The sequence below is a fragment of the Brachyspira pilosicoli P43/6/78 genome (assembly GCF_000325665.1).
GTDB classification, from domain to species: domain Bacteria; phylum Spirochaetota; class Brachyspiria; order Brachyspirales; family Brachyspiraceae; genus Brachyspira; species Brachyspira pilosicoli.
Genome location: NC_019908.1, coordinates 299,558 through 319,115 on the forward strand (window position 1 = coordinate 299,558; position 19,558 = coordinate 319,115).

A 19,558-nucleotide genomic window follows, 5' to 3' on the forward strand; every position below is an offset into this window, starting at 1 on the left:
TAATATTTTATTAATTAATATCTTTTATAAATATTCTTTTTCTATATGCTTTAAGACATTATATACATACTCAATATCTCTCTCTTCTATTGTTAAAACATATAATAACACATAGTCTTTCTTTATCTTTGATATAATAGGAGTATCTAAATTATGTAAATATTTTATAGTCTCTTTAATGTTTTTAGGCTTAAAGCTTATAGCATAAGAAGAGTAGAAAGTATCAGCCATAGCACCGCCTCCAGTCTCTACATATTCCTCAACTACATCAAAACCCTTCAAATCATTAATAATTCTAAATGCTTTTTGTTTTACAGCTTCCTCTCTAATAGACAATAATCTTTCACAATAACCCTTAAATTGTCCTTCTGTATTTAATCTTTTAATAACATTTTTCTCTAATATAGAAAGTACAGTTTTACCGCATCTAAAAGCTCTCATAAGAGGGTGTTTGTATATTTTAGCTATATATTCTTTTTTTCCAACTATAATGCCCGCCTGCACACTTGAAAACATCTTATCCCCAGAAAAACATACCAAATCAACACCAGCTTTTAATGCAGATTTTATATGCTCTTCTTCAGACATGCTCTCATCAAATATGCCAGCCCCCTCATCATAAACTAATGGTATATTGCTTGGTATGGCATCTTTAATTTTTTTAAATGATGGACTTTTTACAAAACCCCTAATTTTAAAATTGGAAGCATGTACTTTTAATATCATTGCTGTGTTTTCAGTTATAGCTTCTTTATAATCATTTATTGTTACTATATTTGTAGTACCTATTTCAACAAGCTTAGCACCAGCTTCTCTTAAAATATCCGGTATTCTAAAACCGCCTCCTATTTGTACCTGTTCTCCTCTAGATACTATAACTTCTTTTTCTTTAGCGAATGTTTTTAATATTAAAAATACAGCAGCAGCATTATTGTTTACAACTAAAGCATCTTCAGCACCTGTGAGTTTAGCTAATAATGTGTATAAAAACTCTCCTCTTAAACCTCTTCCTTCTTTGTTTATATTGTATTCGAGGTTATTGCTGTATATATTTAAATCTTTTACTTCCTGCCATATATCTTCATCAATAGGAGAACGTCCCAAATTGGTATGCATGATAGTGCCTGTAGCATTTATAACTCTTTTTATAGGGAGATTAGATTTTTCTTTTAATCTCATTTCACATAATTTAATGATATCTTCTTTGCTGTAATGAGCATTTGGATTATTTTTTAATTCTGCTCTTAATTTCTCTAATATTTCTCTGATAATATCAGTAACTATAGGACGAGATAAAATTTTATGATATGGTTTAATAGAATTATCTTCCAATACGACATTGGTTTGAACTAAGTTAAAATTGTTATTCATTTTTTAGCCTCCTTTTCTCAATAAAAATATAATATTCCTCAAGAATAAGAGACTATTTTCAATGGTTTATTAGTAATTTAATCATACTATTTTTAATAATCGCTTATTTATCGGAAGAGGCAGGAGTTGAACCTGCCAACGTTGCTATAACGTCCAACGCTTTTGAAGAGCGCGGAGCCCACCGGGACTCATCTACCTCCAAGCTTTTTTAATGATATATTACTTTTTATTTTATGTCAACGATTTATATTTTTTAGTTTAATTAAAGGTCTAAATCTTTTACACTTTCTATTTTTGTGATTAAATATGTGAGAAGCAAATTTTTCAATATAGGCTCTACATCTGCATTAAGATTCATCATATATAATTTTATTTTTAGAGCTTGTAAGTTTTTATAAAGTTTTAATATTTTTGCTATTCCAGCACTATTAATTTCTTTAGTGTTTTTTAAGTCAAGTATAACAATAGGCATTCTAATAGAAGCAGCTTCTTCAGATTCATTAGCGAATCTATATATTTCTTCAGAACTACAAAGATTAGCTTCAGGAACTATAGATATATATGCATCATTAAACTCTATAGCCATTTAATAGTCCTTCTGTTAGAGATAAAAAAGAATGTGGGCAGGGAGGGATTCGCACCCCCGTAGACTCACGTCGACAGATTTACAGTCTGCTGCCATTGACTGCTCGGCCACCTACCCATATCAACTTGAAAATTGATGTTTGACATACTAACATAAAATAAAAAAAAGTCAAGCCCCTATATTGTTATTTATTAATTTATTTTTTATTGTTTTGTGTTTTTTTTATAAAAAAATTAAAAAAAATACTTGACAAAAATAATGTTATGAATTAATCTAAATACATATAATTTTTGGAGAGTATATTTTTATGCTTTACGCATCATTCAATAAAATCAAGCATTCCCAAATGCTTTCTTTCACTTCTCCAAGTCATAAATCTATCAAAACAAAAAAATCTATAAAATTCAGGCGTTAATAGTCCTATATATCCGCAATTTTATTAATCTAACATTAGTATTTTAAATTTTTTTTAAGGAGTATACTATGACAGGTTCATGGGTGATAGACTATTTTTTGTATGGCTGTGTAATTTTAATTGCAGTACCTTTAGCAGCTTTTTTATATAAAACAGTAACTGATAAAAATAATAGTAAAGGAGATAAAAAATGATACTTGGAAATTGGATTATATTAATATTATCATCTTTAATTTTAATTGGAATTGGTTTTTGGACTCAATTAAAAATAAAAAAAGGAAGCTCTGAAGGTTTCTTACTCGGAGCAAAATCAATAGGGGCTTTTGTTGGTGCTGGTACATTGATGGCTACTGGCTACAGCGGTTGGGGTTTTATTGGTTCGCCTGGCACTACTTATGCTTATGGTGCTATAGAGATATTTGCTAACTTTTTCTTTGCTCCTGCTATTACTTTTGGTACATTGTTTTTTGCCGGATTTATGAAGAAAAAAGCTGAAGAAGCTGGCGGTTTTACTGTACCTGAATATATTGCTAAAACTCATAATGGAAATAAAACTCAAAAAAGAATAGTTCATGGTCTTGGCGGAATTGCTACTTTTGTATTTTTATCTGTATATATAATAGGACAAATAAGAGCTATAGGGTTAGTTGCTTCACAGTGGCTTGGAGTATCTGAACATTTAGCTTCTATAATACTTATGATTGTAATTATAATATTTACTGTTCAGGGAGGATTGCTTGCTGTTGCTATTACTGATACTATAATGTGTATTGGTATGTTAGTAGCTTCTATAATAGTTTATCTTACAATAATAAAAGATGTTTCTATGACAGAGCTTATTAATAGTGTAGGAGCTATTAAGCCAGAGTTTATTAATCCTACAACATCTAATCCTTATGGGGAAGGAAAATATAAAGTATTTTTAGTATTTATATATGCGTTTTTATTTACTACAACATTGCCTTATATGTCTGTAAGATTTTTATCATTTAAAGATAAGATTAATATTCCTGTTATGGCTTTGATAATGGCACCTATGGGTATAATACTAAGTTTAGTTCCAATAGTTGGACTTTATATGTTTTATAAAAATCCTAATCTTCCTAATCCTGATAGTGCTATGCCTGTATTTTTAACTTCATATCTTCCGCCTGCTATTGGAGGAATGATTATATTATTTATATTGTTTGCAATGCTTTCTACAATAAGTTCTGTATTACAAGCATTAGCTTCTTCTCTTTCTCATGATTTATTTGTGGCATTCACTGATAAAGCAGAAAAAAGCAGCACTGTAATAAACAGAATAGGGGTAGTATTTACTGGAGTTTGGGGACTAGTATTAACTTATATAGCTCCTCAGGGAATGCTTAATCAAATAGCTTATATTGGAACAGGCGGACTTATTGCTATGTTTGTTGGACCTATTATGATGAAGCCGTTTATACAAGCTAATATTACTGCTTGCTTACTTTCTATGATTACAGGTTTAGTAACAAGCACTTTATTTATATTAAAATTAAATGTTGGCTGGGTAGAGGCTCCTATATATGCTGGTTTATGTGCTTGTTTTGTATATGTAGTTTCTGCTTTGCTCATAAAAGAAAAAACAGAAGAGAAAGAATCTGATGAAGAGAAAACAAATATTGAAAATTGTATAAACTCTGTTGCTGCCGAAGATGTTGATTAAAAAATAATTAATGGGAAAATCATATATCATCATTTAATATGGTCATATGTATATGGTCTTCCCATTTATTATTAATTTTTAAATATTTCTTTGCAAGTCCTTCGTATTCAAAACCTAGTCTTCTTGCCAAATCTAATGAAGGTTTATTATGCGGCATAATATTTGCCTCTATTCTATGAAGTTTCAATTCTTTAAATACTATGTCTATTGCATATTTTAATGCTTCTGTCATATAGCCTTTTTTTGTCTCATCTTTATCTAATTTATATCCAACAGTGCAAGATAAAAAAGAGCCTTTTACTATATTAGCAAAACTAATCATTCCTATTATTTTTTTTCTATCTTCTATTTTAAATAGATAAAATTTAAGCATTCTTGAGTTTTTAGTATCTTCCATTTCTTTTTTTATAATATTTTTATGTGTATTAAGTTTATAAAATATATCAGGTCTGTATGGGTCAAACTCTTTAAAGAAATCTTTGTTTCTATAATAAAAATCAAAAATAGAATTAGCCATTTCAAGATTAGGCTGCACTAAAAGTAATCTGTTTGTATTATAACTTTTTTTAATCATTTTTATTACTATCTTATTATTTTTAATTTATCTATATTAAAACCTTCAAGTTTCAGTAAATATTCCTTTTTTTCTATTCCTCCGGCATATCCTGTTAATTTCAAATCTTTAGAAACTACTCTGTGGCATGGTATTATAATTGGTATTTTATTTTTACCTTCAGCGCTTCCAACTGCTCTAAAAATACTGCCAAAACTGTTAGATATTTTTTTTGCTATATTGGAATATGTTTCTATTTCTCCAAAAGGAATCTTATAAGTTTCAATCCACACTTTATATTGAAAATCGCTTCCATATACTGCTATTGGTATATCAAATATCTTTCTTTTTAAATTAAAATATTCATCTAACTCTTTTTTAGCTTCTTTTATAATTTCTGGTTCTTTATCAGTGCTTATACTATAATTGCTTTGAAAAGAAATAGAAGTGATATAATCTTTATAATGAGTTAAATATAAGTTTCCAATAGGGCTTTTATACAAAAACACTTTATCATCTATCTGACTATTTTCAAGTCTTATAATATTCACAGATGAACCTTTTTAAGATTAATGTTTTTTGTATTGGAATATAATTCATACACTTTATCTGGATTCATTGCAGCAGTTGCATATTCTAAAACATTTACGCTAACTAAATATTCAGCATTAATAGAAGTTACATATTGAGCTGTATCTCTTGCCGTATAATAAACAGCATAATCCAAAGCAACACCGACAAAATCTAATATCAATACTTCTTTATTTTCTCTAGCAGCATCTATAAAATCCTTATGCATATAAGAAAATCCAGATACTCCCTCATCATCAGCATCAACACCCTTTTGAACATAAATATAATCTTTTTTCTTTTTTAATTCATCAACAATAGCAGAGCCGAAAGTTCTAGCAACACAATGACGAGGCCAAAGTGTTAAAATATCTTCATCGCCAGTTTCTTGGTCCATTACTCTAATTTTAGAAAAAGGTTCTTTATTATGAGTAGAAGCAAAAGATATATGATTTGATGGATGCCAATCTTGAGTAGCTATTATAGCATCATATTCTCCATTTTTTATAAGGTCATTAATTACAGGTATAAGTCCAATTGCTCCATTAACAGCCATAGGACCGCCTTCCATATAATCATTTTGCATATCTACTATTGTTAGTATCTTAACCTTACTCATAATGGAAACCTAAAAATTATTTTTAAGATATTTTTTGTAATCCTATACTCTCTTGTATAGGTTTTAAAGCTTCTATAGTTTCTTTTATTAATTCATCTAATGATATATTAAGTCTTTCAGCACCGTTATTTATAATACTTCTATCAACTTTAGCAGCAAAAGCTTTATCTTTTAATTTCTTCTTAACTGATTTTACTTCCATATCATCTAAGCTCTTTGAAGGTCTCACCAAAGCACAAGCCAAAATAAAACCTGCAAGTTCATCTACAGCATATAAAGTTTTTTCCATATTAGTATTAGGTTCTATATCTGTACATATTCCAAAACCATGACTTTGTATAGCTCTAATAAAACTTTCAGGCAAGCCTTCTTTTTCTAATATCTCTTTTACTTTTATGCAATGTTCATTAGGAAACATTTCATAATCCATATCATGCAAAAAGCCAACCATTGCCCATTCTTCAGCATCTTCGTTATATTTATTAGCAAAATATCTCATTACAGCTTCAACTGATAGGGCATGTTTAAATAGAGATGGTTCTTTGTTGTATTTTTTAAATAACTCTATAGCTTTTTCTCTTTCTATGCTTGCCATTGATAACTCCAAATATGAAAACAATTATATAATATATTATTCTATTTTTCAATATAAAATTTTTATATAATAGTAGTTATTTTTATCTATTTTTATGTATATTATTAAGAATAAATTTATAATATTATTAATTGATATTTATTTTTTTTATTGTATAATAAGTTAAGTTAATAATTTAAGGATATTTTTTTATGTCAGATATTAGAGTTCGTTTTGCTCCATCTCCAACTGGTTTTTTACATATAGGAAATGCAAGAACAGCGTTATTTAATTGGCTTTATGCTAAATCTATAAAAGGAAAATTAATTTTAAGAATAGAAGATACAGATCAAGAGAGAAGCACAAAAGAAGCTGTTGATATGGCTATAAAATCATTAAAATGGCTTGGAATTGATTGGGACGAGGGTCCGGAAGTTGGCGGAAATTATGGTCCATATTTTCAATCTGAAAGACTTGATATATATAAAAAATACACTGAAAAACTTATGGAAGAGGGTAAGGCATATTATTGTTTTTGTACTTCTGAAGAGTTAGAAAAAAAGTCTAATATGCAGAAAACTCTAAATCAGCCCATTATTTATGACGGCAAATGTAAGGATATACCATTAGAAGAGGCTAAAAGAAGAGTTGCTAATGGAGAGCCTGCTAAAATAAGATTTAGAGTGCCTAAAAATCAGCAGATAGTATTTGAAGATTTTGTTAGGGGCGTTGTTAAAACTAATAGTGATGAAATTGGCGACATTATCATTGTTAGAGAAAATGGTTTTCCTACTTATAATTATGCTGTAGTTATAGATGATATGCTTATGAAAATTTCTCATGTTATAAGAGGAGAGGACCATATATCTAATACTCCAAAACAAATACTTATTTATGAAGCATTGGGAGCAGAAGTTCCTAGATTTGCTCATACTTCTTCAATACTTGGTAATGATAGAAAGAAATTATCAAAAAGACATGGTGCTGCTACTTTAATGGAATATAAAGATGAAGGATTCTTGCCTCAAGCTATGAGAAACTTCCTTGCTTTACTTGGTTGGACTCACCCTGAAGCTATGGAAAATATGAATGATGAAGATATGATTAAAGCATTCACTTTAGATAGATTTTCTAAGAGTCCTGCTATATTTGATACCGCTAAATTAAGACATTTAAATGCTTGGCATATTAAAAATCTTGATTTGGACGAGGCTACTGAATTATTTTTACCTTATCTTATACAAGGCGGATTCTTAAAAGAAAATTATACAGAAGAAGAACATGCTTGGGCTAAAAAACTTATATCTGTAATAAGACATAATTGTGTTGTTTTATCTGATATTGTTAAATATGTTCCTGTATTTTTTGAAAATGATTTTGAACTTACAGATGAAATGAAAGAGATTGTAAATAAAGAAGAAAGTAAAAAGCTTCTTCAGTTTATTAAAACTAATATAGAAAATGCTAATGAAATAACTGACCAATATATGAAAGATTTAATAAAACAAGCTCAAAAAGAAACTGGTCTTAAAGGCCCTAATTTGTATCACCCTATAAGATATGTAATAACAGGAAGCAGTGCTGGTACTGAGTTATCACATATATGCGAGCTTTTGGGTAAAGAAAATATTTTATACAGATTATCTAAATATATATAATAGGGGTATAATGTATGCTTAATGGTAAACCCTTAATACTTGCAGTAGATGATGAAGAGAATATACGTAATCTTATAACCTATACTCTTGAAGCACATGACTTAGAAGTATTAACTGCTGAAAATGGAAAAGTTGCTATAACAATATTAGAACATAATCCTGTTGATGTTATTATTACAGACTTACTTATGCCTTCTATGACAGGGCTTGCTCTTATTAGAGAAATGAAAAAGAGAAAAAACTCTATACCTATAATAATTATAACAGCTTATGGAAATACTGATATGGTAAAAGAGATAATAGCTGAAGGTGTATTTAGACTTATAGAAAAACCTCTTGATTTTGAGACATTAGTTCCTATAGTAAATGATGCTATAGAATATAAGAAAAATAATAAAAAATAAATAATATATATTTATAAAAACAATAAAGGCTTGAGTTTAACTAAAAACTTAAGCCTTTTTTATATAAAAATAATTATAATAATTTTTTAAAAGTTTCTTAATTGTTTGATAGTTTCTTTTTTGTTTTTGCTATCTATTATAGCACTTCCTGCAACTAGTAAATTAGCTCCTGCTTTTATAACATCGCTGCAAGTGTTTAAATTAATTCCTCCATCAACGGATATTATAATCTCTCTTTGTCCTATTAGTCTTTTTGTATCTTCAATTTTTTTTATTGAATTTGTTATAAACTTCTGCCCACCAAAACCAGGATTAACTGACATTATAAGAACATTGTCAATATCATCTATAAGAGGCTCTATAACATCAACTCTTGTATGAGGATTAAGAACTATTCCAGCCTTTACATTATGTGATTTTATTTGCATTATCAATTTATGTAAATGAATATTTCCTTCATAATGTACGCTAATGATATCAGCACCAGCCTTAGCAAAATCATCAATATGTTTTTCCGGACTTACTATCATTAAATGAACATCAAGAGGCAAAGATGTAATTTTTTTTATGTCGGATACAATTTTAGAGCCGAATGTTATTTGAGGCACAAAGCTTCCGTCCATTATATCTAAATGCAAATAATCAGCCCCTGCTTCTTCAAGTTCTTTTATAGTAGATTCCAAATTAGCAAAAGATGCTGTTAGTATAGATGGTGCTATTATTATTTTATTCATTTTTATTATCCTTGTTATTAATATTTTATATATTTTCTATTTCTTCTAATGCTTTTTTAGCAGCATTTATCTCTGCTTCCTTTTTGCTTTTTCCAATTCCAGAAGCATATTTTTTAGTCTTTACATAAACTTCTACTTTAAACATTATATTATCATTTTCATTATATTCATATGATTTGTATGTTGGTGTAATTTTATATTTTTTTTGTACAATTTCTTGAAGTATAGTTTTATAATCTTTATCAAAATTATTAATGTCTAATTTATTTAATATATCTTTATAAACTCTCATAACGAAGTTTTTTGTATTTTCTAAATTTGAATCTAAATATATTGCTCCAATTATAGCTTCAAATAAATCTTCAAGCATATTGTCTCTTTCTCTTCCGCCTGAAGCTTCTTCACCTTTGCCAAGCAAAAGAAAATCTCCAAGCTTTAACTTTCTTGATATACTAGCTAATGTATTTTGAGAAACTAAATAAGCTTTTATTTTTGATAGTTTACCTTCTTTTACATTATTATATTCTTTATAAATATGTTCTGATATTATAAGAGAAAGCACAGAATCACCCAAAAACTCAAGACGCTGATTATATTTCATGTTTCCATTTTCATTTGCAAAAGTTCTGTGTGTTATTGCTTCTAAGAGATAATTTTTATTTTTGAAACTATATTGTAAAACTTTTTCGCAATCTAATAATATTTTATTTATCATAGTAGGTTTATGATACAATGAATAAAAAAGTAGTCAACAATAAAATATATATTTTTTATTATAGGATTGCTAAAAAGGCATTTTATAATATAATAATTCATAATTTTTTAAAAATAGTATATATATATATTAGGTAAGGATAAAATGGAACAATTTATAGATGTAGTAAATTTTGAAATAGAAGCAGGACATGGCGGAGCTGGGGGTGTGAGTTTCAGACGAGAAGCACATGTACCTATGGGCGGTCCAGACGGTGGAAACGGCGGAGAAGGCGGCGATGTAATAGTAAGAGTTGATGCGAGGATAAATAGTTTTGGAAAGATAAAAAGCAGAAAAAGATTTAGAGCAAGGGACGGAGAGCCTGGGAGAGCAAGGCTAAGCGACGGAAAAAAAGGCGATGATGTTGTTATAAGAGTTCCTATAGGCACAGTTGTTTATGATGATGATACAAATAATATATTAGCCGATTTACTTGAAGACGGACAAAGCTTTACTGTTGCAAGAGGCGGTAAAGGAGGCAAAGGCAATAAGTTTTATGCCACTGCCACCAATCAAGCACCAGACTATGCTCAGCATGGTTTAGACGGCGAAAAACTTAATATAAGATTAGAAGTAAAACTTATAGCCGATATTGGTCTTGTAGGCATGCCCAATGCTGGTAAATCAAGCTTACTTGCAAGACTTACAAGAGCAAATCCAAAAATAGCATCATATCCGTTTACTACACTTACTCCAAATTTGGGTGTTTGTTATTTAGACTATGAAAGAAGTTTTGTTATTGCAGATATTCCTGGTATTATAGAAGGAGCTAGTGAAGGTGCTGGGCTTGGGCTTACTTTTTTAAGACATATTGAAAGAACGGGAGCATTATGCTTTGTTATAGATTTAACTGATGAAGATGTTGTTGATACTTATAAAAAACTTAGAAACGAATTAAAACAATATAGCAAAGAATTGATAAAGAAAAAGTCTATAATAGTATTAAATAAAACTGATATGCTTGAAGAAGATGAAATAAAAGAAAAAGTAAAAGCTATAGAAAAGATTATAAAAAAAGAATATAAAAACAATAAAGAAACTCATTATGAAGAGCCTGAAATATTTGCTTTATCAGTATTTAGTTTAGACGGGGAGCTTCTTGATAATGTTACAAATGCATTCTATAAGGCAAATGAAGATAGATACGACAACGCTAAAAAAGAAACTAAAGAGCCTTTGCTTCTTAATCAAAATAAAACTAAATCAAAATTAAAAACAAAAAGAGTATTTGGACCAGTAGTATCAAAAAGGCTTGGCAATTCTTTGGGAATAGATGTTATACCTCATAAAACCTGCTCTTATAATTGTATATATTGTCAGTTGGGTTCTGAAGAAAATACTAAAACTAGTCTTGCTAATTATTACTCTGTTGATGAGATAATATACGAATTAAAAGAGGCTTTGCTTAATAATAAAAACATTGACTATATAACATTTGCTGGTTCTGGAGAGCCTACTTTATATAAAGATTTAAAAAAGTTAATTTATGAAATCAAACAAATAACAGATATTCCTGTGTGCATTATAACAAATGGTTCTTTGCTTTATAAACAAGAGATGCGTTCTAATTTGCTTATGGCTGATTTAATTATACCTTCTCTTGATGCCGGCAATATGGATACTTTTAAGCTAATAGACCAGCCAAATAAAGAAATTGATTTTGATAAAATGGTTAATGGACTTATAGAGTTTAGAAGAGTTTTTGAGGGGGAGTATTGGCTTGAGGTATTTTTACTTAAAGGAATTAATGACAGCGAAGAAGAGCTTGATGATATAATAAAAATAGTAAATAAAATAAAACCTGATAAAGTTCAGCTTGTTACGGCAACTAGAAGAACGGCTAATGAAAAGGCTAAGGCATTAAGTGATGAAGAGATGGAAAAAGTAAAAAAATATTTTAATGCTCATTCTAGTATTGAAATAGATATACCAAGTGTATCAGATAAAGCAAAAGGAAACACTAAAAAAATTACTGAAGAAGATATAGTAAACTTTTTAATGAGGCAGCCTGATACTGTTCATATGATAGCTATTAGTTTTAATGAAGATGAAAAAAGGGTAGGCGAGTTATTAAAAAAATTAGTTGAAAGCGGAAAGGTGAGAGAGGAGATAGTTAATGGAGTACTTTCTTACGCTGTAAATATTTAATTTAAAAAAACAAAGGGCTACTAAAATAATAGTAACCCTTTATTTTTGCTTTTTTATTTAAGCATATACATTCAATCTTTCGCCCACACCAGGTCTCATAGGCTCTGATATAGCTTGAGGCTGAATTGCACTAGACATAATTTTGTCTATAGCTTGAGCTTGCATATCTGTAGATTTTCTTATCATGCTTAAAGAAACATCTTGTTTTAATGCAGCTGTAGAATAAGAATTGTAAGCAGAAACGTCCATGAAATCACCTCCATTTTTTTATATTATATATAAGTAAAACCTATATATAGTAATAATTGTAAATAAAGAATTATTTTTATCAATATGATTTTTATGAAATTAAGAAAAATAAAACATTATGGAATATATTATGTTTTTTATTTCTAGTTTTTTTATACATATAAAACTTTTTAATAAAAATTAAAACTTATATATATAATAAAAAATAATCAATAATTAAAACCTATTTATTGTAAAATTAATTGACTTTTTGTTTACTTATGTTAACATTATCAAAAATACTTTTTGGAGTTATTTTATGAAAAAGCTGATTATAGCTTTAATGATGATTGCATCATTAAGCGGAGGTTTATTTGCACAAAACATTGGAGAGAAAACAGGAAATGCATTTTTAGATTATATGCATGGCAGAAGTTTATTTGGTATTAACTTTGGTCCTACATTATATGCAGGAATTTTTGATAATCTTATAGGTGTTTTAGATATAGCTAACTTAGTTATACAGAGTGGAGGAGATACTACTGGAAGAAATTTAAATTCAAAAAATTATGCTTTTGGTTTGGGTTTCAGTTATGATTTTGCACCTGTTAATTTTATGACAGTTGGTCTTGATATTGGTTTTTCTGTTGGAGAGATTAGTGCTGGAGAAGATAGAATAACTTTCAGTACTATTCCTTGGTCTTTAAATGTTAAGTTTTTCTTTTGGAAGAATGCTCCTTTTGGATTTTTCTTATCTCCAAGAATTGGCGGTACAGCTTTAAGGGCTAATGGTTATGGTCCAAATATAGAGGCTAATGGTATTACTAGTTTATATTCTCATGGAGGTTTTTATTTGTCTCTTGAATTGGGTTGGAGAATACAATTATTCCCTAAAACTGGTGCTAATTGGCCTGTACAGGTTGGTATAGATATTTCTTTATTTGATTTTGGTTACTATGTTGCTCCTTGGGCTTCTCCTATATTTGATGTTCCTCAATTCTCTGGTTTTTTAGGGTATAAAGTATTTTCTAATATAAGAGCCTTAATACTTCCTCGTATAGGTATTACTTTGAGATTCTAATTTTATATTAAATAATAAAAAGCCTGTATGCATATTTTTATGTGTGCGGGCTTTTTTATGCCGAAAATTATTATATAAAAATATTTATTAAAAAATTATAAAAACTCATATTTAAAATTAATTATGAATAAACAAATTTTATATTGCAATAAAAATGAATATCCTGCATTTCCTTCTATAGTGAAATTAGAAAAAGATAAATATTTAGTAAGTTTTAGGCTTGCTCCAAAAAACAAAAAAAATTATTCTCATCTGCATTCTTTAAGTAAAGCCATTGTTTTAACATATTACAAAAACAAAATAATTAATACTACTGAAATAGCTAAAGAAGATGATGCTGCAAAACAAGATGTACAGCTTTTTAGAGTTGATGATAAAACTATAATTGCCTACTATTTTAGATATACTTTTCACCCGCAAAGTGAAATTGATTTATTAAAAGAAAATACTTTTTTGGAATATAATAATACAATAGCATTATTAAGCGGTATAGGATACTGTATTAGTTATGATAATGGAAAAACTTTTTCAAAGGCTAATACTATTGTATTAAAAAATGGAATGAAGAACTTTGCGGCGAGAGGAAGCATGGTAAAAGTAAATAATGAAATACTTATGCCTATATATGCCTATAAAAAATATATAAACAAAAATAATTCTAAGTATCAATGTTATGTTATATATACTAAAGATTTGATTAATTGGGATATAAAGAGTTTTTTGTGCGAAACTGAATACAGAAAAATTGAGAATAAAAAAAGTAAAGTAGAATATGTTGAGCCTTCGCTTATATATCATAATAATATATTATGGGCATTTATAAGGACGCATGTTAATGATGAATATGCTTTTACTTCTTTAAGTTATTCTCTAGACAATGGAAAGAGTTTTACTAAGCCTTGTTTTACGAATATTAAAGGCTATCCTCTAAATCCTTTAAAGATTGATGAGAGTAGAGTTTTATTAAGTTATGGCTACAGATTAAAGCCTTATGGGGTTAGAGCAATTTTAGTAAATGACTTGAATGATTTAAAAAATTACTCTGATTATGATATACAAAAAAAAGAGATAATTATAGAAGATAAAATGAAAAGTAGCGATTGCGGTTATCCTTGGTGTGTTAATAACAACAACAGCATATATTGCGTTTATTATGGTTATGACAATAAAGATAAAATAAGAAAAATATTTTTAAGTGTATTTACTTTAGATTAAAAATATAGTAGACTTTGTTTATTGGGAGAGAGATGTTTATGGACGATAAAGATATAATGAATCCTGAAATCTATGAGATAAAACCAGATGAATGGGAAGTTGTAGAAGATGATAAGAATATTGGTTATAGGCTTCTTGCTTATAAATTATCATCTTGGAGTGAGGATACTCATTTAATAGTAAATATTAATAAAGAGAGTAAAAATAAAACTATTATAATTAATTGGAATAGTAAAGACTTTGTGTTTCCTTCTCATAAGGCTTTTTTTAGATTTGATGATGATTTGCCTGATAATTTAGATTGTAAGGCTACTGAAGATAAACTTTCTTCTATTGTGTTAGACAGCGATTATGTTTATGATAGCTTGCTTAATCATAAACTTCTTATAGTTAGAGCGTCACTTGAAAAAAGCAAAACAACAAGGGTATTTAATATTTCAAAGTTTGCAGAAGTTGTAAGAAAGTAAATAACAAAAGTACTAAAATTAGTACATAAAAAAGGTATTAAATTTATATAAAAATTAATACCTTTTATAAATTGTTTATAAAAAATTAAAACTCTTTTATTTTGTTTCTGTCTAAAGTTTTTATTAATGCTTTAGCTATCTCTATAGAAGCAACTACATCATCATAAGAAGCATAACAATAATGACTATGAGCATATCTTGTGGCAACACCTAAAACAACGCTAGGGCTTCCTAAATTAGTTTTATGATATATAGCACCATTGGTAGAGCCTTTTTCACGTACTATTACTTGATGGGCAATATTATTTTCTTTCGCTATATTTATAGTATATTTATTTAATCTAGGGTTTGTAATCATGCCTCCGTCTATTACTCTAAGCTGAGAACCTCTTCCAATAGCTCCATGTGCTCTATCTCCATAATAAAAAGTATCATCAGCAGGAGATCCCTCAAAAACTATAACTAAATCAGGCTTTACTTTATTAGCAGCAACAGAAGCTCCTCTTGCTCCAACCTCTTCTTGCGATGTCATCATACCAACTAAATTAACATTTAATTTTTCATCTTTTAATGCCTTTAGAGTCTCTATTACGCACACAGCACCAACTCTATTATCTATAGCTTTAGCACAAAAACTTTTAGTTCTCTCATCATATCTAAAATCAACATCAGGCACAACAGGGTCGCCTATGCATATTCCAAATATATCCTCAGTCTCTTTTTTGCTTCTAGTACCCACATCAATATACATATCTTTTAATGTAGGTAATTTTTTTCTATCTTCATCAGTCATAAAATGAGGCGGCTTTGAACCTATAACACCTTTAACATATTCTCCATTTGATGATTTTATCACCACAGAATTTGATACAATGTTTGGTATATGCCAACCTCCAAGAGGTATAAAAGATAATGTGCCATTTTCATTTATATGCTCTACCATAAAACCAATTTCATCTATATGGCAGTCTAAGGCTACTATTGGTTTATTTTTATCTATTTTTTCTAAACCTAAATACAAATTATTAATAGAGTCTCTTTCACTGTCTATAAAATTTGCTTTTTCCTTTATAATATTTATTACATCATCTTCAAAACCTGATGGTCCGAATGCATTAGTTAAATCTTTTAATAATGTTAGTGTATTATTCATTAAAAAATCCTAAAATAAATTTCATATCAATAATAAATCATTTAAATAAAATATCAATAATATACTATTAAAATAATAAAGATTTAGATTGTTTTTATTGTTATTATACTATAATATAAATCTCAAAAATTAGGTGTTTGTATGCTGAGTTTAAAAGAGATTAATAAGATAGTAGATAAAAATTACAAATCAAAATATGATAAAACAACTTCATTTATAGATAACAAAATTATTTCTAAAATTTTTATTAAAGATAAAAGCAGTTTGGTTTGCGTGAAAGCTATAAGATTTATTATTGGTGCGTATTTAGAATTAAAAGAACCTTGTAGGCTAGATATTCCTGATGATATAGGCTATTCTTTAGATGAAGAGAGTTTTAGAGAGGCATTAGAAAATATATATATTAATTTTGCTGAAGACAATAAAACTAAAAATGTTCTATATCCATATTGCATATTTGCTTCTAATAATCAAATTAATAAACTTTACAAAAATGCAAAAAATATTGCAAGCAAAAGATTTAAATATGCTTCTTTTATAATGGAAGCTATATTTTTATCTTCAAAGAATATTGGTTTTTATTTAATTTATGAAGCTTCAAAAAAGTTTAAGCAAGTTAGTGTTAGAAATAAATGCCGTGATATGTTTTATACTATTTCTCATAAAATGAATATGACAGAAGAAGAGTTTGCTGATATTATTATGCCTAATTTTGGATTTGATAGAGAGGGGATTCGCATTGTTAAAACAGATGATAGAATATTTAGAATAATTTTAAAGGATAATTTTTCTATTGATATTTTTGATGAGTCTAAAAATAAAGCGTTCAAAACTTTACCAAAAGATTTTCCTCTTGATATAAAAACTGAATTAACTACATTAAAAACTGAAGCTAAAAAACTTATTAAAATGCAAACAGAAAGATTAATTTATGTTTGCATGAATGGTAGAAAATGGCAGTTTAATAATTGGAGAGATTTATTTTTATATAATCCATTTATGAAGATTTTTGCTGTTAATTTAGTTTGGGGTATATATGATAAAAAATATATTTTATTAAAGAGTTTTAGATATATGGAAGATGGGACATTTAATGATATAAATGATGAAGAGATTTTTATTAAAGATGATGATATTATAGGTTTATTAAGCCCAATAGAAGTAAAAAAATCTATTATAGAAAAATGGCAAAAACAAATTTTAGACTATGAAATAGAACAGCCTTTTAATCAACTTTCTACAAAAACAAAAACTGCTTTAATAAAAGAAATACCTAAACTTGTAACTGTCGGCACTGTTAGAAATATTGCTAATAGGTTTTCTATGATTAGAGATGATGTTAATGGAATTGTTACTAGAGGATATGTTTTTTATGATGATTATAATGATGCTTCTATTTATATAAAATTATCTAATGTTTATTATGCTTCTAATAATAATGATGAAACTGAAATAGAGATAAAATTCAATGAATATGTTGATGAAAGATTTAAATATGGTTTTTATTTAATATTATCTTCTTTGCTAAAATGAGTGCAAATAATGTGATTTAAAAGTAAAAAAGCTATTTATTTTTATCTAAATATTGTTTTAAATGTCGATATCTTAATTGACAAAAAATATTGCATATTATATTATATAGAGAAAGGTAACATAATATGGTAAGCGTTATAATACCAGTCTATAATACTGATAAATATTTATCCTATTGTTTGGATAGTTTAATTAAACAAACTATTAAGAAAATAGAGATAATATGTGTTAATGATTGCAGCAGTGATAAAAGCAGAGAAATAATAAAAGAATATTCTCTAAAAGATAAAAGAATAATATTAATAGACAATAAAATAAAACATGGTGCCGGAATATCTAGAAATATTGGTTTAAATATTGCTAGAGGAGAATATGTTTTTTTTATGGATTCTGATGATTATATTTCTAGTAATTTTTTGGAAGAATTATATAATACAGCAAAAAAATATGATTCTGATTATGTAAGCAGTTTAAATATATATGATGTTATAGATTCAAAAGAATATGTATCTCATCTAAATAAAGTAAGTTTTTTAAGTGATGATAATTTAGAAGGAATATCAAGTGCTAATATTAAAAACTTATCTCCTACAGATAAAGAAACTATTGAAGAGTCAACTTGGTCAAAACTATGGAGAAGAGAGTTTTTAATAAATAATAATATTTACTATTCTTCTATACTTTGCTATCAAGATACAGAGCAGTTTTTTAAATCTCTTATTCATAACCCAAAAATATCTTTTAATCATAAGCCGATATATTATTACAGACAACATATTCATACTATTTCTACTAAAAAAAATACTGATATAAATTATTTTAAAACATTATTTGTATTATTAAAAAATTGTATGGATTATTATAATGAGGATTATGTTCCTTATCTTATGAAAAATTTTTTTGAGTTATCAAATAGGGCTATAGAAAAATTTGCAGATAAAAATCTAGCTTTAAATACATTTATAGAAGAGTTAAAAATATTAGATTTAGATGAGAGTTATTTTATTAATGAAAGAGAATATTTAAAAGATTTAATATCTGATTATTCTATATTAGTTTCTAAAGATTATGCTTATCAAGTGTAAATTTATTATTTAAATTTTATTTGACAAATAAATGTTTTGTGTTATAGTTTTAACTAACTGACTAACTTAGTCAGTAAAAGAGTTCTAATGATGAATAAAACTATAAATATACCAGAAGAAAAAAAAGAAGCTGTCATAAACGCATCAATAGAAGAGTTTGCTAAACATGAGTATAAACATGCCATTTTAGAAAATATTGCTAGTAATGCAAATATATCTAAATCTTTACTTTTATATCATTTTAAAACTAAGAAAAAATTGTATGAATATGTTTATAATTATGTATATGAGTATATAGAAAAAATAATTGCAGATTCTAACTTTTACAAAATAAAAGATTTTTTTGATCTTATGGAATATTCCTTTTATAAAAAGTTAGAAATGATGGAGAAGCATAAATCTATATTTGATTTTTTAATACATGGATATTTTGATGAGAGTGAAGATGTAAAAGAAATTGTTAATAATTATAAGAATAAAAAGCAAATTGATATAAATAGTTATTTTAAAAATATTGATAAAACTAAGTTTAGAGATGATGTTGATATAAAAGATATTATAGAAATGATAACATACACATCTGAAGGTTATTTACAAAGCAGAAAGAAAATGACTAACAAAATAGATAAAGAGGATATGATAAAACAGTATTCTAAGTGGATGAAAATGTTTAAGCAGATTGCATACAAGAAAAAATATTTATAAGGCATAAGGAGGAATTAT

General features: G+C 27.4%; 21 protein-coding genes and 2 tRNA genes. 11 read left to right on the plus strand and 12 right to left on the minus strand.

Annotation, left to right across the window (positions count from 1 at the left end; genetic code table 11):
- Positions 1-24: 24 nt before the first annotated feature.
- From selA to BPP43_RS01365, 4 genes are all read right to left on the minus strand, one after another.
- Complete coding sequence (gene selA, locus BPP43_RS01355; protein ID WP_014936197.1) at positions 25-1,371, minus strand: L-seryl-tRNA(Sec) selenium transferase; 1,347 nt, start codon at positions 1,369-1,371, stop codon at positions 25-27.
- Positions 1,372-1,481: 110 nt separating this feature from the next.
- Positions 1,482-1,571 (minus strand) — tRNA-Sec (locus tag BPP43_RS11690).
- Positions 1,572-1,633: 62 nt separating this feature from the next.
- On the minus strand, positions 1,634-1,957 hold the full coding sequence (locus tag BPP43_RS01360) for an STAS domain-containing protein (RefSeq protein ID WP_013243282.1): 324 nt from the start codon (positions 1,955-1,957) through the stop codon (positions 1,634-1,636).
- A gap of 34 nt (positions 1,958-1,991) precedes the next feature.
- Positions 1,992-2,074: transfer RNA gene (locus BPP43_RS01365), tRNA-Tyr, on the minus strand.
- 366 nt (positions 2,075-2,440) lie between these two features.
- Between BPP43_RS01365 and BPP43_RS12515 the strand changes: the two genes are divergently transcribed.
- Together BPP43_RS12515 and BPP43_RS01370 are read left to right on the plus strand one after the other, a co-directional pair.
- Positions 2,441-2,566, plus strand: coding sequence for a hypothetical protein (locus BPP43_RS12515; protein ID WP_014933312.1), 126 nt, complete (start codon positions 2,441-2,443; stop codon positions 2,564-2,566).
- Positions 2,563-4,059, plus strand: a complete 1,497-nt coding sequence (locus tag BPP43_RS01370) for a sodium:solute symporter family protein (RefSeq protein ID WP_015273935.1) — start codon at positions 2,563-2,565, stop codon at positions 4,057-4,059. Before BPP43_RS12515 ends, BPP43_RS01370 begins: the two co-directional genes overlap by 4 nt.
- 19 nt (positions 4,060-4,078) lie before the next feature.
- Here the strand turns inward: BPP43_RS01370 and BPP43_RS01375 are convergent, their stop codons facing one another.
- The 4 genes from BPP43_RS01375 to BPP43_RS01390 are packed head-to-tail and all read right to left on the minus strand — an operon-like array spanning position 4,079 to position 6,396.
- Positions 4,079-4,633 (minus strand): GNAT family N-acetyltransferase, encoded by a 555-nt coding sequence (locus BPP43_RS01375; RefSeq protein ID WP_015273936.1) that lies wholly within the window; start codon positions 4,631-4,633, stop codon positions 4,079-4,081.
- 8 nt (positions 4,634-4,641) lie between these two features.
- Complete coding sequence (locus BPP43_RS01380; protein ID WP_013243278.1) at positions 4,642-5,163, minus strand: methylated-DNA--[protein]-cysteine S-methyltransferase; 522 nt, start codon at positions 5,161-5,163, stop codon at positions 4,642-4,644.
- Positions 5,160-5,801, minus strand: a complete 642-nt coding sequence (locus BPP43_RS01385) for an isochorismatase family protein (protein WP_013243277.1) — start codon at positions 5,799-5,801, stop codon at positions 5,160-5,162. Before BPP43_RS01385 ends, BPP43_RS01380 begins: the two co-directional genes overlap by 4 nt.
- Before the next feature lie 22 nt (positions 5,802-5,823).
- Positions 5,824-6,396: an HD domain-containing protein gene (locus BPP43_RS01390; RefSeq protein ID WP_013243276.1), complete on the minus strand. Its 573-nt coding sequence runs from the start codon at positions 6,394-6,396 to the stop codon at positions 5,824-5,826.
- 191 nt (positions 6,397-6,587) lie between these two features.
- Here BPP43_RS01390 and gltX point away from each other — a divergent pair, with 191 nt between their 5' ends.
- Positions 6,588-8,033 carry a glutamate--tRNA ligase gene (gltX, locus tag BPP43_RS01395; protein ID WP_013243275.1) on the plus strand — a complete coding sequence of 482 codons (1,446 nt, stop codon included), beginning with the start codon at positions 6,588-6,590 and terminating at the stop codon, positions 8,031-8,033.
- A gap of 14 nt (positions 8,034-8,047) precedes the next feature.
- Entirely contained in the window at positions 8,048-8,437 is a 390-nt protein-coding gene (locus tag BPP43_RS01400) for a response regulator (protein ID WP_015273937.1), read from the plus strand.
- 86 nt (positions 8,438-8,523) lie between these two features.
- Here the strand turns inward: BPP43_RS01400 and rpe are convergent, their stop codons facing one another.
- Both rpe and rnc read right to left on the minus strand, forming a co-directional pair.
- The gene (gene rpe / locus BPP43_RS01405; protein ID WP_015273938.1) at positions 8,524-9,171 is read right to left on the minus strand and encodes a ribulose-phosphate 3-epimerase; all 648 of its coding nucleotides are present in this window, start codon (positions 9,169-9,171) and stop codon (positions 8,524-8,526) included.
- A 25-nt stretch (positions 9,172-9,196) separates the two neighbouring features.
- The gene (gene rnc / locus BPP43_RS01410; protein ID WP_015273939.1) at positions 9,197-9,886 is read right to left on the minus strand and encodes a ribonuclease III; all 690 of its coding nucleotides are present in this window, start codon (positions 9,884-9,886) and stop codon (positions 9,197-9,199) included.
- A 144-nt stretch (positions 9,887-10,030) separates the two neighbouring features.
- On the opposite strand from rnc, the gene obgE reads away from it, so the two are divergent.
- Positions 10,031-12,073 (plus strand): GTPase ObgE, encoded by a 2,043-nt coding sequence (obgE, locus tag BPP43_RS01415; RefSeq protein ID WP_015273940.1) that lies wholly within the window; start codon positions 10,031-10,033, stop codon positions 12,071-12,073.
- A 57-nt stretch (positions 12,074-12,130) separates the two neighbouring features.
- On the opposite strand, the gene BPP43_RS01420 is transcribed toward obgE, so the two are convergent.
- Positions 12,131-12,322, minus strand: a complete 192-nt coding sequence (locus tag BPP43_RS01420; protein WP_013243270.1) for a putative motility protein — start codon at positions 12,320-12,322, stop codon at positions 12,131-12,133.
- Positions 12,323-12,620: 298 nt separating this feature from the next.
- On the opposite strand from BPP43_RS01420, the gene BPP43_RS01425 reads away from it, so the two are divergent.
- From BPP43_RS01425 to BPP43_RS01435, 3 genes are all read left to right on the plus strand, one after another.
- Entirely contained in the window at positions 12,621-13,382 is a 762-nt protein-coding gene (locus tag BPP43_RS01425; RefSeq protein WP_015273941.1) for a hypothetical protein, read from the plus strand.
- Between the two features lie 123 nt (positions 13,383-13,505).
- On the plus strand, positions 13,506-14,597 hold the full coding sequence (locus tag BPP43_RS01430; protein ID WP_015273942.1) for a sialidase family protein: 1,092 nt from the start codon (positions 13,506-13,508) through the stop codon (positions 14,595-14,597).
- Positions 14,598-14,635: 38 nt separating this feature from the next.
- Entirely contained in the window at positions 14,636-15,064 is a 429-nt protein-coding gene (locus BPP43_RS01435; RefSeq protein WP_014932866.1) for a hypothetical protein, read from the plus strand.
- A gap of 85 nt (positions 15,065-15,149) precedes the next feature.
- Here the strand turns inward: BPP43_RS01435 and BPP43_RS01440 are convergent, their stop codons facing one another.
- Complete coding sequence (locus BPP43_RS01440) at positions 15,150-16,217, minus strand: M42 family metallopeptidase (protein ID WP_015273943.1); 1,068 nt, start codon at positions 16,215-16,217, stop codon at positions 15,150-15,152.
- Positions 16,218-16,358: 141 nt separating this feature from the next.
- On the opposite strand from BPP43_RS01440, the gene BPP43_RS01445 reads away from it, so the two are divergent.
- From BPP43_RS01445 to BPP43_RS01455, 3 genes are all read left to right on the plus strand, one after another.
- Positions 16,359-17,750, plus strand: coding sequence for a DUF4132 domain-containing protein (locus BPP43_RS01445; RefSeq protein ID WP_015273944.1), 1,392 nt, complete (start codon positions 16,359-16,361; stop codon positions 17,748-17,750).
- 125 nt (positions 17,751-17,875) lie between these two features.
- Complete coding sequence (locus BPP43_RS01450) at positions 17,876-18,835, plus strand: glycosyltransferase family 2 protein (protein WP_015273945.1); 960 nt, start codon at positions 17,876-17,878, stop codon at positions 18,833-18,835.
- An 87-nt stretch (positions 18,836-18,922) separates the two neighbouring features.
- Positions 18,923-19,540 (plus strand): TetR/AcrR family transcriptional regulator, encoded by a 618-nt coding sequence (locus BPP43_RS01455; RefSeq protein ID WP_252832354.1) that lies wholly within the window; start codon positions 18,923-18,925, stop codon positions 19,538-19,540.
- Positions 19,541-19,558 lie beyond the last annotated feature (18 nt).